General features: G+C 70.5%; 12 protein-coding genes and 1 tRNA gene. 6 read left to right on the top strand and 7 right to left on the bottom strand.

Features of this window, described 5'->3' with window-relative positions; translation table 11 throughout:
* Positions 1–6 precede the first annotated feature (6 nt).
* Positions 7–1,398 (bottom strand): cystathionine beta-synthase, encoded by a 1,392-nt coding sequence (locus N5I75_RS17645; protein ID WP_476678617.1) that lies wholly within the window; start codon positions 1,396–1,398, stop codon positions 7–9.
* 140 nt (positions 1,399–1,538) lie between these two features.
* Between N5I75_RS17645 and N5I75_RS17640 the strand changes: the two genes are divergently transcribed.
* The 3 genes from N5I75_RS17640 (at position 1,539) to N5I75_RS17630 (ending at position 5,245) form a co-directional block, all read left to right on the top strand.
* Positions 1,539–2,585: an SGNH/GDSL hydrolase family protein gene (locus tag N5I75_RS17640; RefSeq protein WP_476678615.1), complete on the top strand. Its 1,047-nt coding sequence runs from the start codon at positions 1,539–1,541 to the stop codon at positions 2,583–2,585.
* 309 nt (positions 2,586–2,894) lie between these two features.
* Positions 2,895–4,115 carry an acetyl-CoA C-acetyltransferase gene (locus tag N5I75_RS17635; protein WP_476678613.1) on the top strand — a complete coding sequence of 407 codons (1,221 nt, stop codon included), beginning with the start codon at positions 2,895–2,897 and terminating at the stop codon, positions 4,113–4,115.
* Between the two features lie 239 nt (positions 4,116–4,354).
* A complete protein-coding gene (locus N5I75_RS17630; protein WP_476678611.1) occupies positions 4,355–5,245 on the top strand; it encodes a hypothetical protein in 891 nt (296 codons plus the stop codon).
* Between the two features lie 42 nt (positions 5,246–5,287).
* Here the strand turns inward: N5I75_RS17630 and N5I75_RS17625 are convergent, their stop codons facing one another.
* Positions 5,288–5,599 (bottom strand): hypothetical protein, encoded by a 312-nt coding sequence (locus tag N5I75_RS17625; protein ID WP_476678609.1) that lies wholly within the window; start codon positions 5,597–5,599, stop codon positions 5,288–5,290.
* A gap of 88 nt (positions 5,600–5,687) precedes the next feature.
* Here N5I75_RS17625 and N5I75_RS17620 point away from each other — a divergent pair, with 88 nt between their 5' ends.
* A complete protein-coding gene (locus N5I75_RS17620) occupies positions 5,688–5,918 on the top strand; it encodes a DUF4287 domain-containing protein (RefSeq protein ID WP_361071810.1) in 231 nt (76 codons plus the stop codon).
* 80 nt (positions 5,919–5,998) lie between these two features.
* Here the strand turns inward: N5I75_RS17620 and N5I75_RS17615 are convergent, their stop codons facing one another.
* The 3 genes from N5I75_RS17615 to N5I75_RS17605 all read right to left on the bottom strand — a co-directional run bounded on the left by N5I75_RS17615 (position 5,999) and on the right by N5I75_RS17605 (position 8,458).
* On the bottom strand, positions 5,999–6,892 hold the full coding sequence (locus N5I75_RS17615) for a Bax inhibitor-1/YccA family protein (protein ID WP_476678607.1): 894 nt from the start codon (positions 6,890–6,892) through the stop codon (positions 5,999–6,001).
* A 156-nt stretch (positions 6,893–7,048) separates the two neighbouring features.
* Positions 7,049–8,224 carry a 4-hydroxybenzoate 3-monooxygenase gene (locus tag N5I75_RS17610; protein WP_476678605.1) on the bottom strand — a complete coding sequence of 392 codons (1,176 nt, stop codon included), beginning with the start codon at positions 8,222–8,224 and terminating at the stop codon, positions 7,049–7,051.
* 151 nt (positions 8,225–8,375) lie between these two features.
* A tRNA-Leu gene (locus tag N5I75_RS17605) sits at positions 8,376–8,458 on the bottom strand.
* A 376-nt stretch (positions 8,459–8,834) separates the two neighbouring features.
* On the opposite strand from N5I75_RS17605, the gene N5I75_RS17600 reads away from it, so the two are divergent.
* Complete coding sequence (locus N5I75_RS17600; RefSeq protein ID WP_476678604.1) at positions 8,835–9,605, top strand: ABC transporter ATP-binding protein; 771 nt, start codon at positions 8,835–8,837, stop codon at positions 9,603–9,605.
* A gap of 141 nt (positions 9,606–9,746) precedes the next feature.
* A complete protein-coding gene (locus N5I75_RS17595) occupies positions 9,747–12,278 on the top strand; it encodes an ABC transporter permease (RefSeq protein ID WP_476678602.1) in 2,532 nt (843 codons plus the stop codon).
* Between the two features lie 78 nt (positions 12,279–12,356).
* On the opposite strand, the gene N5I75_RS17590 is transcribed toward N5I75_RS17595, so the two are convergent.
* Positions 12,357–13,664: a class I SAM-dependent methyltransferase gene (locus tag N5I75_RS17590; RefSeq protein ID WP_476678601.1), complete on the bottom strand. Its 1,308-nt coding sequence runs from the start codon at positions 13,662–13,664 to the stop codon at positions 12,357–12,359.
* A 222-nt stretch (positions 13,665–13,886) separates the two neighbouring features.
* Entirely contained in the window at positions 13,887–15,293 is a 1,407-nt protein-coding gene (locus N5I75_RS17585) for an NAD(P)/FAD-dependent oxidoreductase (protein WP_476678600.1), read from the bottom strand.
* Positions 15,294–15,509 lie beyond the last annotated feature (216 nt).

Raw genomic sequence — 15,509 nt, 5'->3', positions numbered from 1 at the left:
AGGGGCCTACTTGCGGACGCCCCTGGCGAGGAAGGACAGCAGGTCCTGGCGGCTGACGACACCGGTCGGCTTGCCCTCGACCAGCACGATCGCGGCGTCCGCCGTGCCGAGCACGGCCATCAGGTCCTCCACCGGCTCGCCCGAGCCGACGTGCGGCAGCGGCGCCGACATGTGCTTCTCCAACGGATCGGTCAGCGAGGCCCGCTGGGCGAAGAGCGCGTCGAGCAGCTCCCGCTCCACGACCGAGCCGATGACCTCGGCGGCCATCACGTCCGGGTGTCCCGCCCCCGGCTTCACGATCGGCATCTGCGAGACGCCGTACTCGCGGAGGACCTCGATGGCCTGACCGACCGTCTCCTCGGGGTGCATGTGGACGAGTTCGGGCAGCGAGCCGCCGTCCTTGTCCTTGAGCACGTCGCCGACGCGCGCGCTGGGCCCGGAGTCCTCCAGGAACCCGTAATCGGCCATCCATTCATCGTTGAAGATCTTCGAGAGGTACCCGCGCCCGCTGTCCGGAAGCAGTACGACCACCACGTCGTCCGGGCCGAGCCGCTCCGCCACCCGCAGGGCCGCCACGACCGCCATGCCGCAGGAGCCGCCGACCAGGAGGCCCTCCTCCTTGGCGAGGCGGCGGGTCATCTGGAAGGAGTCCTTGTCGGAGACCGGGACGATCTCGTCGGCGACCTCACGGTCGTAGGCCGACGGCCAGAAGTCCTCGCCGACGCCCTCGACGAGGTACGGGCGCCCGGAGCCGCCCGAGTAGACCGAGCCCTCGGGGTCGGCGCCGACGACCCGGACGCGGCCCTCGCTCGCGTCCTTCAGGTAGCGGCCGGTGCCGGAGATGGTGCCGCCCGTGCCGACGCCCGTGACGAAGTGCGTGATGCGGCCCTCCGTCTGCTCCCACAGCTCGGGGCCCGTGGAGTGGTAGTGGGAGAGCGGGTTGTGGGGGTTGCTGTACTGGTCCGGCTTCCAGGCGCCCGGCGTCTCACGTACGAGGCGGTCGGAGACGTTGTAGTACGAGTCCGGGTGCTCCGGGTCGACGGCGGTCGGGCAGACGACCACCTCGGCGCCGTACGCGCGCAGCACGTTGATCTTGTCCGTGGAAACCTTGTCGGGGCACACGAAGATGCACTTGTACCCCTTCTGCTGCGCCACGATGGCCAGGCCGACACCCGTGTTGCCGCTGGTGGGCTCCACGATCGTGCCGCCGGGCTGCAGCTCCCCGCTCTTCTCGGCCGCCTCGATCATGCGCAGCGCGATGCGGTCCTTCACGGAGCCGCCGGGGTTGAAGTACTCGACCTTGGCCAGGACGGTCGCCTGGAGTCCTTCGGTCACCTTGTTGAGCCTCACCAGCGGGGTGTTGCCGACGAGGCTGATCATCGAATCGTGGATCTGCACGTTGTCTCCGGGTCTCCTACAGACGGTTGTGTTCAGCGTATGCCGGACATCGGGCCTTCATCCCCGGTTGCGATTGACCGACCGTGCTTACGGGGCAAGGACGTATGGAGCCGTAAAAGCGAAAGAGGTGGCCGCGGAACATGTCGAGCAGGGCAAGGGTGGCACGGCGGATCGCCGCGGGGGCGGCGTACGGCGGCGGCGGGATCGGATTGCTGGGCGCGGCCGCGGTCGGGGTGGTGCTGGCGGAGGTGCAGTTCGCGCGGCGCCAGGTGGGCAACCACGGCACGACGCCGGTCCACCTCCCCTCCGCCGACGGCCTCTACGGCACGACGTACGGGGAGGCGCGCGCGGAGCCGCTGCGCTTCGCCATGCTGGGGGACTCCACGGCCGCGGGCCAGGGCGTGCACCGGGCCCGGCAGACCCCGGGCGCGCTGCTCGCGTCGGGCCTCGCGGCGGTCTCGGAGCGGGCGGTGCAGCTCCGTAACGTCGCCCTGCCCGGCGCCATGTCCGACGATCTCGACCGGCAGGTGGCGCTGGTCCTCGCCGACCCCGAATGGCGTCCCGACGTCTGCGTCATCATGATCGGCGCCAACGACGTGACGCACCGCATCCCCGCCACCAAGTCCGTCCGGCACCTGGCGGCGGCGGTACGGCGGCTGCGCACGGCCGGCGCGGAGGTCGTGGTCGGCACCTGTCCCGACCTGGGCTCGGTCGAACCGGTGCAGCAGCCGCTGCGCTGGCTCGCCCGCCGCGCCTCGCGCCAGCTCGCCGCGGCCCAGACGATCGGCGTCGTCGAGCAGGGCGGCCGCACGGTCTCCGTCGGCGATCTGCTCGGCCCCGAGTTCTCGGCGAACCCGCGCGAACTCTTCGGCCCGGACAACTTCCACCCCTCGGCCGAGGGCTACCAGACGGCGGCGATGGCGGTCCTGCCGACCCTGTGCGCGGCCCTCGGCCTCTGGCCGGACGAGGAACGCCCCGACGTCTCCCGCGCGGAGGGCTTCCTCCCGGTGGCCCGCGCGGCGGCGAAGGCGGTGGAAGAGGGCGGCACGGAGGTCACAGCCGCGATGCCGACGGGCCCCCGAGGCCCATGGGCCCTACTGAAACGCCGCAAGCGCCGCAGGGTCCCGACCCAGGACCCAATGCCCACCCATTCCAGCCCAGCCAACTCAAGCCCCTCCAGCGATTGAGCCCTCCCTTTGAGCCCCTCCAGCGATTGAGCCCCCTTTGAGCCCCTCTGGGGGTACCTCCCAGCGTTAGCTGGGGGAGATTGAGGAGCGGGGTCCGGGGCGGAGCCCCGAAACGGGTCGCCGGGCGCCAACCCATCAGAGCCCCGCACAAAGACCCGCCACACCCGGCGGAGCCCTGAGCAAGCGCTTAGAAAAATGCGGCAGGCGTCACACACCCGCACCCGTGACCCACGGCATACGTACGGGTAACTTCCGAAGCGGTCCCGCCGTTCGCCAGAACGGACGCCCCCGGAAACCCTTGGAGCCGTGATGCCCGAAGCCGTAATCGTCTCAGCCGCCCGCTCCCCCATCGGCCGCGCGTTCAAGGGCTCCCTGAAGGACCTGCGCGCGGACGACCTGACCGCGACGATCATCCAGACCGCGCTCGCGAAGGTTCCGGAGCTGGACCCGCGCGACATCGACGACCTGATGCTCGGCTGCGGCCTCCCCGGCGGCGAGCAGGGCAACAACCTGGGCCGCATCGTGGCCGTCCAGATGGGCATGGACCACCTCCCGGGCTGCACGGTCACCCGCTACTGCTCCTCCTCCCTCCAGACCACACGCATGGCGCTGCACGCGATCAAGGCGGGCGAGGGCGACGTCTTCATCTCGGCGGGCGTCGAGATGGTGTCGCGCTTCGCGAAGGGCAACTCGGACTCGCTGCCCGACACCCGTAACCCGTTCTTCGCCGAGGCCGAGGCCCGTACCGCCGCGGTCGCCGAGCAGACGGGCACGACCTGGCACGACCCGCGCGAGGACGGCCTGGTCCCGGACGCGTACATCGCGATGGGCCAGACCGCCGAGAACCTGGCGCGCCTGAAGGGCGTGACCCGCGAGGACATGGACGCCTTCGGCGTGCGCTCGCAGAACCGCGCCGAGGAAGCGCTCAAGAACGGCTTCTGGGAGCGGGAGATCACCCCGGTCACCACCCCGGACGGCACGGTCGTGAGCAAGGACGACGGCCCGCGCGCCGGCGTGACGATGGAGGGCGTGGCGGGCCTGAAGCCGGTCTTCCGCCCCGACGGCATGGTCACGGCGGGCAACTGCTGCCCGCTGAACGACGGCGCCGCCGCCCTGGTGATCATGTCCGACACGAAGGCGCGTGACCTTGGCCTGACCCCGCTGGCCCGCGTCGTCTCCACCGGCGTCTCCGGCCTCTCCCCCGAGATCATGGGTCTGGGCCCGGTCGAGGCGAGCAAGCAGGCGCTGAAGCGGGCCGGTCTCGGCGTCGGCGACATCGACCTGTTCGAGATCAACGAGGCGTTCGCGGCGCAGGTCATCCCGTCCGCCCGCGACCTCGGCATCGACGAGGACAAGCTGAACGTGAACGGTGGCGCCATCGCCGTCGGCCACCCCTTCGGCATGACCGGCGCCCGCATCACCGGCACGCTGATCAACAGCCTCCAGTTCCACGACAAGCAGTTCGGCCTGGAGACGATGTGCGTCGGCGGCGGCCAGGGCATGGCCATGGTCGTCGAGCGCCTCAGCTGACCTGCGGGCCCGGCCGGGCGGCCGGGCAACGGAATCGTGATCCAATCTCCCCCAGGATGTGACGTACATCTCGGGGGAGAGGGATTTCGCAGGTCAGGGCGGTACCCGCACCATTTGTGGGCTAAACGCCTGGCCAAAAGACCTGTCCATTTCGTGACGTAATGCACTGACAGCGGGTTCGTCCAGGCTTCAAGCTGATGTAGGAAGTCGGGGGTCGACTTGAAACCGGGAGTACGTCAGTGAGCGCCATCCCTCTTGCACTGCTGCTCGCCACGGCCGCTGCCACGGCCGTCGGCGCCGCCACCCTGCACAACGTCCGGGGTCTGCGACGACAGATCGCGGACCTGCGCGAAGAGGTGTCACGCGCCCGTGCCACCGGCGCGCACCCGGGCGTGCCAGCCGCACGCACCACCTCGGAGCTGAGCGCCGACATGGACGCCATACGCGTGGCCGTCGCCGACGCCCTCGCCGAGGAGCGGGAGCGCGAGCTGGCGGAGGCGCGGGCGTTCTGGGCGGCGCAGGAGGCCCGGGACACCTCGGACCTGCCCCCGTTCCTCGCGGGCGGCGGTCTCGGCGGCGGGGCGTCCCTGGACGAGGTGCTCGGCGGCGACTTCTTCATGCCGCGCCAGTCCGACTTCGCGGGCCTGGAGCCGGTCGTGGAGCCGGTGGTCGAGTCGGTCGTCGAGTCGGCCCTGGAGCCGGAGGACGAGTTCTCCCCCAAGGACTCCGTCCAGGGAGGTGCCCCCAGCGAGTCGCCCGAGCTGGCCGCCGCCCGGCGCCGCCACCCCTCGCACCCCGACTTCGTGCCCGTGCAGTCGCCGGTCGTCAGCGACCACGAGCGCACGGTGGCGTGCCTGGAGGAGCTGGCGCACACCCGCACCGCGCTGTCCGACGTCCGCCCCGGCCCGCTCGGCACGCTGGACGTCTACGTCTTCGCCGACGGGACGACGCTGTGCATGACCCCGGGCCACCGCGAGACGGCGGAACAGCTCGCCGCGGCCCTGCGCGACGGCGACAGCCCGGTCCTGCTCGGCGGTTCCGGCGTCTCCGGCGCGTACGCCCTGACCTTCGAGTGCGCGGGCGGCGACAACGTCTACATCCTGGCGGACCGCGTCATAGCGTCGGCCTGACCGCCGCGCCCCGTGCCCCCGGGTCGCCAGGGCCTGTCGTCCCTAGACCCCGGCCCGCTTCATGGCCGTCTCCACCAGGTCCACAGCGTCCGCCAGCTCGCCCGGCTCCCGGAGGGCGACCGCCAGATCCCGCGCGGCGACCGTCACCTGGTCCGCCGCCGCGAACATCCCGGCGTCGGGCATCTCCCGCACCGGCGCCCCCGGCTCCTCCAGCCGCTGGGCCCGCGCGGACAACTCTCTGGCCAGGGACAGGGCCTCCGCGGCGGCCCCCCGTTGCAGCCGGCTCTGCGGCGCGGCCCGCAGCCGGTCCGCGAACTGGTCCACCGCGGCAGTCAAAGGCGTCGTATCAAGCACTCGGCGACTGTAGCTGTTTACAAGCGTGCGGCGCTCAGGCACGGTGGCGGGAAAGGACAGGCCACATCGAAGCGTTCCGGAGGCGCCGATGTCCCAAGTCTTCTACGCGGAGACCCACCGCAATCTGCTGGCTCGCATCCCCCACTGCACCGGTCGTGAGATCTCCGACTGGCTGCGCACCGTCGAAGAAGGCCCCTGCTTCCTACGCTTCGAGGAGAAGGTGAGCTGGCTCCGCGGGGAGCACGACCTCGCGTACGGCCACGCCAAAGCGATCATCCACGAGTACGACCTCAGGCGCGCCGCTCGACGGTTCGGCTAGCCGCCCGACTCCCCCACACACAGACGGCGAGGGGCCCGCGCACCGAAGTGCGCGGGCCCCTCGACTCATCCGGCGACCGGTCAGTCGTTGCCCTGGAGGATCGCGATGATCCGCAGGAACTCCATGTAGATCCAGACCAGCGTCATGGTCAGACCGAAGGCGGCGAGCCACGCCTCTTCCTTCGGGGCGCCGTACGCGATGCCGTCCTCGACCTGCTTGAAGTCCAGGGCCAGGAAGCACGCGCCGAGCAGGATGCCGACGATGCCGAACACGACGCCGAGACCGCCGCTGCGGAAGCCGAGACCGTCACCGCCGCCGAAGACGGCGAACAGCAGGTTCACGGCCATCAGCAGGATGAACGCCATCGCGGCGGCCATCACGAAGCCGTAGAAGCGCCGGTTGACCCGGATCCAGCCCGCCTTGTAGGCGATCAGGACCGCCGCGAAGACGGCCATCGTGCCGAGCACGGCCTGCATGGCCGCGCCGCTCGCGATGCGGTTGTCGACGACGCTCGACACGACGCCGAGGAAGACACCCTCGAGAGCCGCGTAACCGATGATCAGCGCCGGGGACGCCGAGCGCTTGAACGCCTGGACGAAGCCGAGCACCATCGCCACGAGGCCGGCGCCGATCGCGATGCCGTACGACTTGCCGATGTTGGCGTCGTCGACCGGCAGCAGCGCCCAGGCGAGCGCCGCGGTGACGATCAGGACACCGAGGGTGGTGGCCGTGCGCATGATGACGTCGTCCATCGTCATGCGGCCGGTGGTGGCGGGCGCCTGCGGAGCGCCGTACTGCACGTCCTGCTGCGCGTAGGGGTTCTGCGCGTACGGGTTGCCGGCGGGCGCCTGGCCGTACGGGTTGGCCTGCGTACCGACCGCGGGGCCCCCGGCCTGCGGCTGCGCGGTGAACTGCGCGTAGCCGTTGTCGCGGCTGAACCCCCGTCGCGAGAAGACCGGGTTGCTGCTCCTCATTTCACTCCTCCATGGCCACCGTGTATGGCCTTGCCACAAGAGTAATGGGCTGGCAAAGATCTGGCCCTAGTGCTCAGGGAGGATCTTTCCCATCCTGTTACCGCACAACGTGCGGGGTACTCCCGTTGTTCCGCAGCGGGGCACGGACGGCCCCGCTCAGAGCGGGAGACCGGTGTACGCCTCCGCGAGGTCGGTCTCGGCGGCGCGCGACGTGGTGACGCGGTCGAGCCGGGCGAGCTGGATCCGGTCGTCGAACGCGGTCGCGTCGGGCGCGCGGTGCAGCATGGTCGTCATCGCGTACGAGAACCGCTCGGCCTGCCAGACGCGGCGCAGACAGGTGGCGGAGTACGCGTCGAGGAGCGTGGTGTCCCCCTTGTCCAGGCGGGCGGTGAGGGCGCGGGCGAAGGTGACGACGTCGCCGACGGCGAGGTTGAGGCCCTTCGCGCCGGTCGGCGGGACGATGTGGGCGGCGTCGCCCGCGAGGAAGAGCCGGCCGTGCCGCATGGGCTCGTGCACGTAGCTGCGCATGGGGGTGACCGACTTGGCGGTGATCGGTCCGCGGGCGAGGCGCCAGTCCGGGTCGTCGACCTCCAGGCGCCGGTCGAGCTCGTCCCAGATCTCCTCGTCGCTCCAGGTGTCGGCGTCCGTGCCCTCGGGAACTTGCAGGTACGCGCGCGTGACGGTGGGCGAGCGCATGGACAGCAGGGCGAAACCGCGGTCGCTGCGGGCGTAGACCAGTTCGTCGTGGGAGGGCGCGACATCGGCGAGGATCCCGAGCCAGCCGAAGGGGTACGTGCGTTCGTACGTGGCGGAGAGCGCGTCCGGCACCGCCGCGCGGGCCACGCCCCAGAACCCGTCGCACCCCACGACGTAGTCGCACTCCAGGACCTGCTCGCCGCCCTCGTGGCGGTAGCGGACGCGCGGGGTGTCGCTCTCGGCGCCCTCGACCGCGAGCGCCTCCGCCTCGAAGAGGAGCGGGCCGCCGTCGGCGAGCTGGGCGGCGATCAGGTCCTTGCAGACCTCGGTCTGGGCGTAGACCGTCACCGACCGGCCGCCGGTCAGGGCCGGGAAGTCGACGCGGTGGCGGCGGCGGTCGAAGCGCAGCTCGATGCCGTCGTGCGGCAGGCCCTCGCGGTCCATGCGCGCGCCGACGCCCGCGGCGCGCAGCACGTCGACGGTGCCCTGTTCCAGGATCCCGGCGCGCTGGCGGCGCTCCACGTAGGCCCGGTCGCGGCTCTCCAGGACGACGGAGTCGATCCCGGCGTTGTGCAGCAGCCTGGCGAGGAGGAGGCCCGCGGGGCCCGCTCCGACGATCCCGACGGTGGTGCGCATACGGATCCCTCTCCACGCTGCGTTCGCCAGGCGAACTTTCGTTCACCTGATGGGGCTAGCGGGATCCTCTGCCGCGGCGACGCCGCTGTCAATGGGGCGCCCGTCACGCGCGCGACCGCGACGGGACGGGAAAGGTGAAGGAAGTCGGAGGTGCCCGGAACCGGACTTGAACCGGTACGCCCGCGAAGGGCAGCGAGGTTTAAGCTCGCCGTGTCTGCATTCCACCATCCGGGCAGGCTGTGGGGCTCCGCGTAGACCGTCCGAGCCTATCCGGCGGCCTCCCCCGGCCAGCGGGCCGATGGCCCGATGTTGTCTTATTTTATTGGCGTCTGAGGGTGCATCAGCCCACGACAGTAGCCATACGCACTTGCCGGGGGCCCTTCCACGGTTGACGGCCCGTCGTCGGGGATTGACGGAATTTCACCGCCCGCCGGGGAGGCGCACAAGTGCGCCCCTGTCAGGGCTCCGTGTCATCCCCAGGTATGACGCCGCCCCGCGCGGTCCGACCGAAGTCGCCCCCGGATACGGGAACAGCGGCTGACTCCACGCGCCCTGGCGGCCGAGACGATGGAAACGTCCCCAGCACTCGTCCCGACAGGAGCACCCTCCCGTGACCACCACTCCCCTCGCCGGCCGGACCACCACCGCGGCCGCCCGCGCCACGGATCTCTCCAAGGTCTACGGACAGGGCGAGACCCAGGTGGTCGCTCTGGACCGGGTCACCATCGATTTCCGGCAGGCCGAGTTCACCGCGATCATGGGCCCGTCGGGCTCGGGCAAGTCGACGCTGATGCACTGCGTCGCGGGCCTGGACACCTTCTCCTCCGGCTCGGTCCGCATCGGCGACACCGAACTGGGCTCCCTGAAGGACAAGCAGCTCACGAAGTTGCGCAGGGACAAGATCGGCTTCATCTTCCAGGCGTTCAACCTGCTGCCGACGCTGACCGCCCTGGAGAACATCACGCTCCCCATGGACATCGCGGGCCGCAAGCCCGACAAGCAGTGGCTGGAGAACGTGATCCACATGGTGGGCCTGTCGGGCCGCCTCGGCCACCGCCCCTCCCAGCTCTCCGGCGGCCAGCAGCAGCGCGTGGCGGTGGCCCGCGCCCTGGCCTCCCGCCCGGAGATCGTCTTCGGCGACGAGCCCACCGGCAACCTCGACTCCCGCTCCGGCGCGGAGGTTCTCGGCTTCCTGCGCAACTCCGTGCGCGAACTGGGCCAGACCGTCGTCATGGTCACCCACGACCCGGTGGCGGCGGCGTACGCGGACCGTGTCGTGTTCCTGGCCGACGGCCGCATCGTCGACGACATGTACGAGCCGACGGCGGACCGCGTCCTCGACCGTATGAAGCGTTTCGACGCGAAGGGCCGCACGAGCTGACCCCGCCCGCAGTACGCGCCCCGAAGGGGCGCGGGGAACTGCGCGAGCAACCACGACGCACGCGCGTCCGCCGACGAAACAGCAGCCCCTACGGCGACTAGGCCGAGGGCGCCCCGCCCACCCCTGGACTGGCAGAAACCCATGTTCCGTACCGCCCTGCGCAACGTCTTCGCGCACAAGGCCCGCCTCCTCATGACGGTCCTTGCCGTCATGCTCGGCGTCGCCTTCGTCTCCGGCACCCTCGTCTTCACCAACACCATCTCCTCCGCCCTGGAGAAGTCCTCGTCGAAGGGCTTCGACCAGGTCGACGTCGCCGTCACGCCCGGCTGGAAGGACAGCACGGACGACAAGGTCGGCGAGGAGATCAAGCTGACCGACGCCACGCTCAAGAAGGCGCAGAGCGTGCCGGGCGCCGCGTCCGCGACCGGCGTGCTCAGCGGGTACGCCGCCGTCGCCGACCAGGACGGCAAGCTCGTCGGCAACGGCTTCTCCACCAAGGGCGGCAACTACTGGGGCGCCAAGGACAGCCGCTACCCGCTGAAGGAGGGCACGGCCCCGCACGGCAAGGGCCAGGTCGCGCTCGACGCCGAGACGGCCAAGCGCGCCGGGTACAAGATCGGTGACCAGGTCCGCATGTCCGTCGACGGGCCGGTCCTCGCCCCGACCCTGACCGGCGTCTTCACCACCGACGACGGCAACGTCACCGCGGGCGGCTCCCTCGCCCTGTTCGACACGGCGACCGCGCAGCAGCTCTTCCACAAGCAGGGCGCGTACGACGAGATCGACGTGAAGGCCGCCGCGGGCACCACCGAGGACCAGCTGCGCGCCCAGCTCGACAAGGCGCTCGGCACGAAGAACGTGGACACGGAGACGGGCCAGCACCTCGCCGACGAGCAGGCCGAGATGATCTCCTCGTCGATGAGCTCCATGAAGCAGTTGCTGCTCGGCTTCGCCGCCGTGTCGCTCTTCGTCGGCATCTTCATCATCGCCAACACCTTCACGATGCTGGTCGCCCAGCGCACCAAGGAGCTGGCCCTGATGCGCGCCGTCGGCGCCTCGCGCCGCCAGGTGACGCGCTCGGTGCTCCTCGAGGCGTTCGTGGTGGGCGCGGTGGCCGCCGTCACCGGTCTGGCCGTCGGCATCGGGATCGGCGCGGGGATGCGCTCCCTGATGAACGGCACGGGCGCGATCATCCCGGACGGGCCGCTCGTCGTCACCGGCGGCACGGTCGTCTCCGCGCTGGTCGTCGGCGTCCTCATCACGATGCTGGCCGCCTGGCTGCCGGGCCGCCGCGCCGCGAAGATCCCGCCGGTCGCCGCGATGAACGCGGTGCACGCCGCCCCGACCGCCAAGTCCCTCGTCCTGCGCAACACGCTCGGCTCACTGGTCTCCGCCGTCGGCGTCGCCGCCGTGCTGGCCGCCACGACCATGAAGGGCGACGAGGGCCAGGCCCCGATGGCGCTCGGCGCCGCGCTGCTCGTCATCGGCGTCTTCATCCTGACCCCGCTGCTCTCCCGCCCGCTGATCGCCGCCGCGGCCCCGCTGCTGCGCGCCTTCGGCATCTCCGGCAAGCTGGCCCGCCTCAACTCGGTCCGCAACCCGCGCCGCACCGCCGCCACCGCCTCGGCGCTGATGATCGGCCTGACGCTGATCACGGGCCTCACGGTCATCGCGGGCAGCGTCCAGTCGGCGATCAACAAGATGGCCGCCGACTCCATCAAGGCCGACTACGTCGTCTCCATGGCGAACGGGAACACGCTCTCCGCCGACGTGCGCGAGACCCTGAACAAGACCTCGGGGACCACCGCCACCAGCGGCCTGGCCAACTCGCCGGCCGTGATCGGCGGCGACGGCGAGGACCTGACCGGCGTCAACGGCAGGACGATCGAGCAGCTCGTCGAACTGCCGGTGAAGGACGGCACCTTCGCCATCGGCGGCACGCGCGTGGTCGTCGACGACAAGACGGCCGAGGACCACCACTGGAAGGCCGGTTCGGGCTTCACCGTCACCTACGAGGACGGAAAGAAGCAGCGGCTGACCGTCGCGGGCGTCTACGAGGCCAACGAGATGATCCGCGGCATCATGGTCGACTCCCCGACCCTCACCCCGCACATGACCGACGGTGTCTCGGACATGCAGGTCATGGTCAAGACGGACGGCGGCGCCTCCGACGCCGCGAAGGACAAGCTGACCAAGGCGCTCGGCGAGAACCCGGCCATCAAGATCCAGGACCGTCAGGACATCTCCAACGAGGTGGCCCAGATGTTCACGCTGATGCTGAACATGCTCTACGGTCTGCTCGCCATGGCGGTCATCGTCGCCGTGCTCGGCGTCGTCAACACCCTCGCGATGTCGGTCTTCGAGCGGCAGCAGGAGATCGGGATGCTCCGCGCGATCGGCATCGACCGCAAGGGCATCAAGCGCATGGTCCGCCTGGAGTCCCTGGTCATCTCGCTCTTCGGCGGCGTGCTCGGCATCGGCCTCGGCGTGTTCTTCGGCTGGGCCGCGGGTGAGCTGATCGGCAAGACCATGTCGACGTACGCGCTGGTCCTGCCCTGGGGCCGGATGGGCGTCTTCCTCGCGCTCGCCGCGGTCGTCGGCATCCTGGCCGCCCTGTGGCCGGCCCGCCGCGCCGCCCGCCTGAACATGCTGTCGGCCATCAAGGCCGAGTAGCGGCCCGGTATTCACGGGAACGGGGGCGTCCGGTGGTCAGCACCGGGCGCCCCCGTTCCCGTACGCCTCACAAGGGCATCAGTTCCAGGTGCGCGCCCGCAGCGGCATCCCCGACGCCCCGTCCTGCGGGGTCTTCACGGCGAGGATCTGGTTGACGCCGATGCGGTTGCGCTCGAAGCTCAGGGCGGAGGCCGCCATGTAGAGGCGCCAGACGCGGGCGCGGCCGGGGCTGACCAGCTTCAGGGCCTCGGTCCAGCGGGCCTCCAGGTTGCGCACCCACTGGCGCAGGGTGAGCGCGTAGTGCTCGCGGATCGCCTCCAGGTCGCGGACCTCGAACCCGGCGCGCTCCAGGAGCCCGGCGGTCGTGCCGACCGGGGCCAGCTCGCCGTCGGGGAAGACGTAGGCGTCGATGAACTCGTCGACCTCGTACGCCGTTTCGTCCCTCTGGGGGCGGCGGCCGATCTGGTGGTTGAGCAGCCGCCCACCGGGCTTGAGCAGGGCGTACAGGTCGGTCGCGTACTCCAGGTAGCGGGCCGAGCCGACGTGCTCGGCCATGCCGATGGAGGAGATGGCGTCGTAGGGGCCGTCGCGCACGTCGCGGTAGTCCTGGACGCGGATCTCGACGCGGTCGGTGAGGCCCTCCTCGGCGACGCGCTTCCTGGCGTACGCGGCCTGCTCCTGGGAGAGCGTGACGCCGACGACGCTCACTCCGTGCTCGCGGGCGGCGTGGATGGCCATGGAGCCCCAGCCGCAGCCCACGTCGAGCAGGCGCATGCCGGGCTTGAGGTCGAGCTTGCGGGCGACGAGGGAGAGCTTGTCGCGCTGGGCCGATTCGAGCGTGGCGCCGGGCGAGGCCCAGTACGCGCACGAGTAGACCATCGAGGGGCCGAGGACCAGCTCGTAGAAGTCGTTGCCGACGTCGTAGTGGTGGCTGATGGCCTGTTTGTCGCTGCCCTTGGTGTGCAGGTGGAGGCGGCTCCTGCGGCGCCTCTCCTCGGCGGGCGGGGCGGGCGGCGGGAAGGGTCCGGCCAGCTTGGCCAGGTCCTTGGCGGCGGCGCGCACCTCGGGGTCCCTGAGGGCCTGGACGAGGGATCTGCGCTCGCCCTCGGCGTCCGGGTCCCGCTCCCAGATGAGTCCGGCCAGGACGTCGAGCGCCGCGTAGAGGTCGCCCTCGACGTCGAGTTCACCGGCGACCCACGCGCGCGCGAGGCCCAGCTCGCCCGGCTTGAACAGCAGCCTGCGCAGGGCGCGCCGGCTGCGGACGACGAGGACGGGGGCGTCGGGGGGACCGGCCTCCGAACCGTCCCAGGCGCGCAGGCGCACCGGGAGTTCGCTGCCGAGCAGCCGCTCGGCGATGTTCTTCAGCCGCTGTGCGGCGTCCTGCATGGCGCACACCTCCGTGACAGGGGAAATCCCGGAACGGTCCAACACCACGTAAACACCGAGGGGCGCATTCCGCAGTCCCGTGTTCGCGTCACGGATGGGCAAAATATGTGTACAGGCCATGTATATGGTCGGAGGAACGCCGAAGGGGCCACTCGCACCACGGATGGCGAGCGGCCCCTTCGGGGTTGCGTGGGTCCTACGGAGTCGCGGACATGCTCCGGATCAGGAGGCCTTGGCCTTCTCCCCGGCCTTGTCGCTCTCGGGCGACGCCTCGGCGGCCGGCTTGGGCGCCGGAGCCGGCTTGGCGGCTTCGTAGAACTCCTCGCGCGGAGTCTCCAGGGCGCCGAGCGCGGTGATGTCGCGCTTCTGGAACATGTTGATCGTCCACTCGGCGATCACACGGATCTTGCGGTTGTACGTCGGCATGGCCATGCCGTGGTAGCCACGGTGCATGTACCAGGCGAGACGGCCCTTGAGCTTGATCTTCATCTTGCCCAGGACGATCATCGCGACGCCCTTGTGGAGGCCGAGACCGGCCACCGCACCCTTGTTGGCGTGCTTGTACTCGCCCTGCGGGAAGCCCCGCATGCCCGAGACCACGTTGTCGCCGAGGACCTTGGCCTGGCGCATGGCGTGCTGCGCGTTCGGCGGGCACCAGGCGTTCGGGTTGCCGTTCTTGCGGCCGACGAGGTCCGGGACCTGGGCGTTGTCGCCCGCGGCCCAGATGTAGTCGGTGCCCTGGACCTGGAGCGTCGCGCTGGTGTCCACGTGGCCGCGCGGGCCGAGCGGGAGACCGAAGCGGGCGAGCGCCGGGTTCGGCTTCACACCGGCGGTCCAGACGACCGTGTTGGAGTCGGCCTCCAGGCCGTTGCTCAGCACCACGTGACCGTCCACGCAGGAGGGCATCGTCGTCGAGAGGTAGACCTCGATGCCGCGGGACTCCAGGTGCTTGCGGCCGTAGACGCCCAGCTCGGGACCGACCTCGGGCAGCACCTTGTCGGCGGCGTCGACCAGGATGAAGCGCATGTCCTCGCGCTTCACGTTCTTGTAGAACTTGGCGGCGTCGCGCGCCATGTCCTCGACCTCGCCGATCGTCTCGGCGCCCGCGAAGCCACCGCCGACGAAGACGAAGGTGAGCGCCTTGCGGCGGATCTCCTCGTCCGTCGTGGACTCGGCCTTGTCGAGCTGCTCGAGCACGTGGTTGCGCAGGCCGATGGCCTCCTCGACGCCCTTCATACCGATGCCCACCTCGGCGAGGCCGGGGGTCGGGAAGGTGCGGGAGACCGCGCCGAGCGCGATCACCAGGTAGTCGAAGGGCACCTCGTACGCCTCGCCGACGAGCGGGGCGACCGTGGCTACCTTGCGGTCCTGGTCGATGGTGGTGACGCGGCCGGTGAGAATCTCGGCTCCCGGCACAGCGCGTCGCAGCGGGACGACGACGTTGCGCGGCGAGATGCTGCCGGCGGCGGTCTCGGGGAGGAAGGGCTGGTACGTCATGTACGAGCGCGGGTCGACGACCGTGACGGTCGCTTCCGCGTAACGCATCTTCTTCAGGATGCGTCGCGCCGCGTACAGGCCTACGTACCCACCCCCGACAATGAGGATCCTGGGACGCTCCGTGGTGCTCATGCCATCGAGTATCCACCCGGTTGGAGGGGGGTGCTCGTGCGCCCCTTCACAAGAACGGACGGTGCCTCTGCTACACTTCGCCGCCCACGTGACCCATGTCATGGTCGGCGGAGGGAACCAGACTTCACCGCCACTCGTTGCTCACCCCTCGTGAGCAGCAAAGGTGAGCTTCCGGACCCGGTGAACCACTGCCGGAATTCACCCTCCCGCAACACG

The organism is Streptomyces sp. R818, assembly GCF_056172735.1.
This window is presented reverse-complemented; position numbering and strand designations above follow the sequence as displayed.

Bases quoted from the DNA above. Each gene is read 5' to 3' on its own strand.
- N5I75_RS17640 (WP_476678615.1), top strand. From the start codon at position 1,539: ATGTCGAGCAGGGCAAGGGTGGCACGGCGGATCGCCGCGGGGGCGGCG.
- N5I75_RS17635 (WP_476678613.1), top strand. From the start codon at position 2,895: ATGCCCGAAGCCGTAATCGTCTCAGCCGCCCGCTCCCCCATCGGCCGC.
- N5I75_RS17620 (WP_361071810.1), top strand. From the start codon at position 5,688: ATGTCCCAAGTCTTCTACGCGGAGACCCACCGCAATCTGCTGGCTCGC.
- N5I75_RS17615 (WP_476678607.1), bottom strand. From the start codon at position 6,892: ATGAGGAGCAGCAACCCGGTCTTCTCGCGACGGGGGTTCAGCCGCGAC.
- N5I75_RS17610 (WP_476678605.1), bottom strand. From the start codon at position 8,224: ATGCGCACCACCGTCGGGATCGTCGGAGCGGGCCCCGCGGGCCTCCTC.
- N5I75_RS17595 (WP_476678602.1), top strand. From the start codon at position 9,747: ATGTTCCGTACCGCCCTGCGCAACGTCTTCGCGCACAAGGCCCGCCTC.
- N5I75_RS17590 (WP_476678601.1), bottom strand. From the start codon at position 13,664: ATGCAGGACGCCGCACAGCGGCTGAAGAACATCGCCGAGCGGCTGCTC.
- N5I75_RS17585 (WP_476678600.1), bottom strand. From the start codon at position 15,293: ATGAGCACCACGGAGCGTCCCAGGATCCTCATTGTCGGGGGTGGGTAC.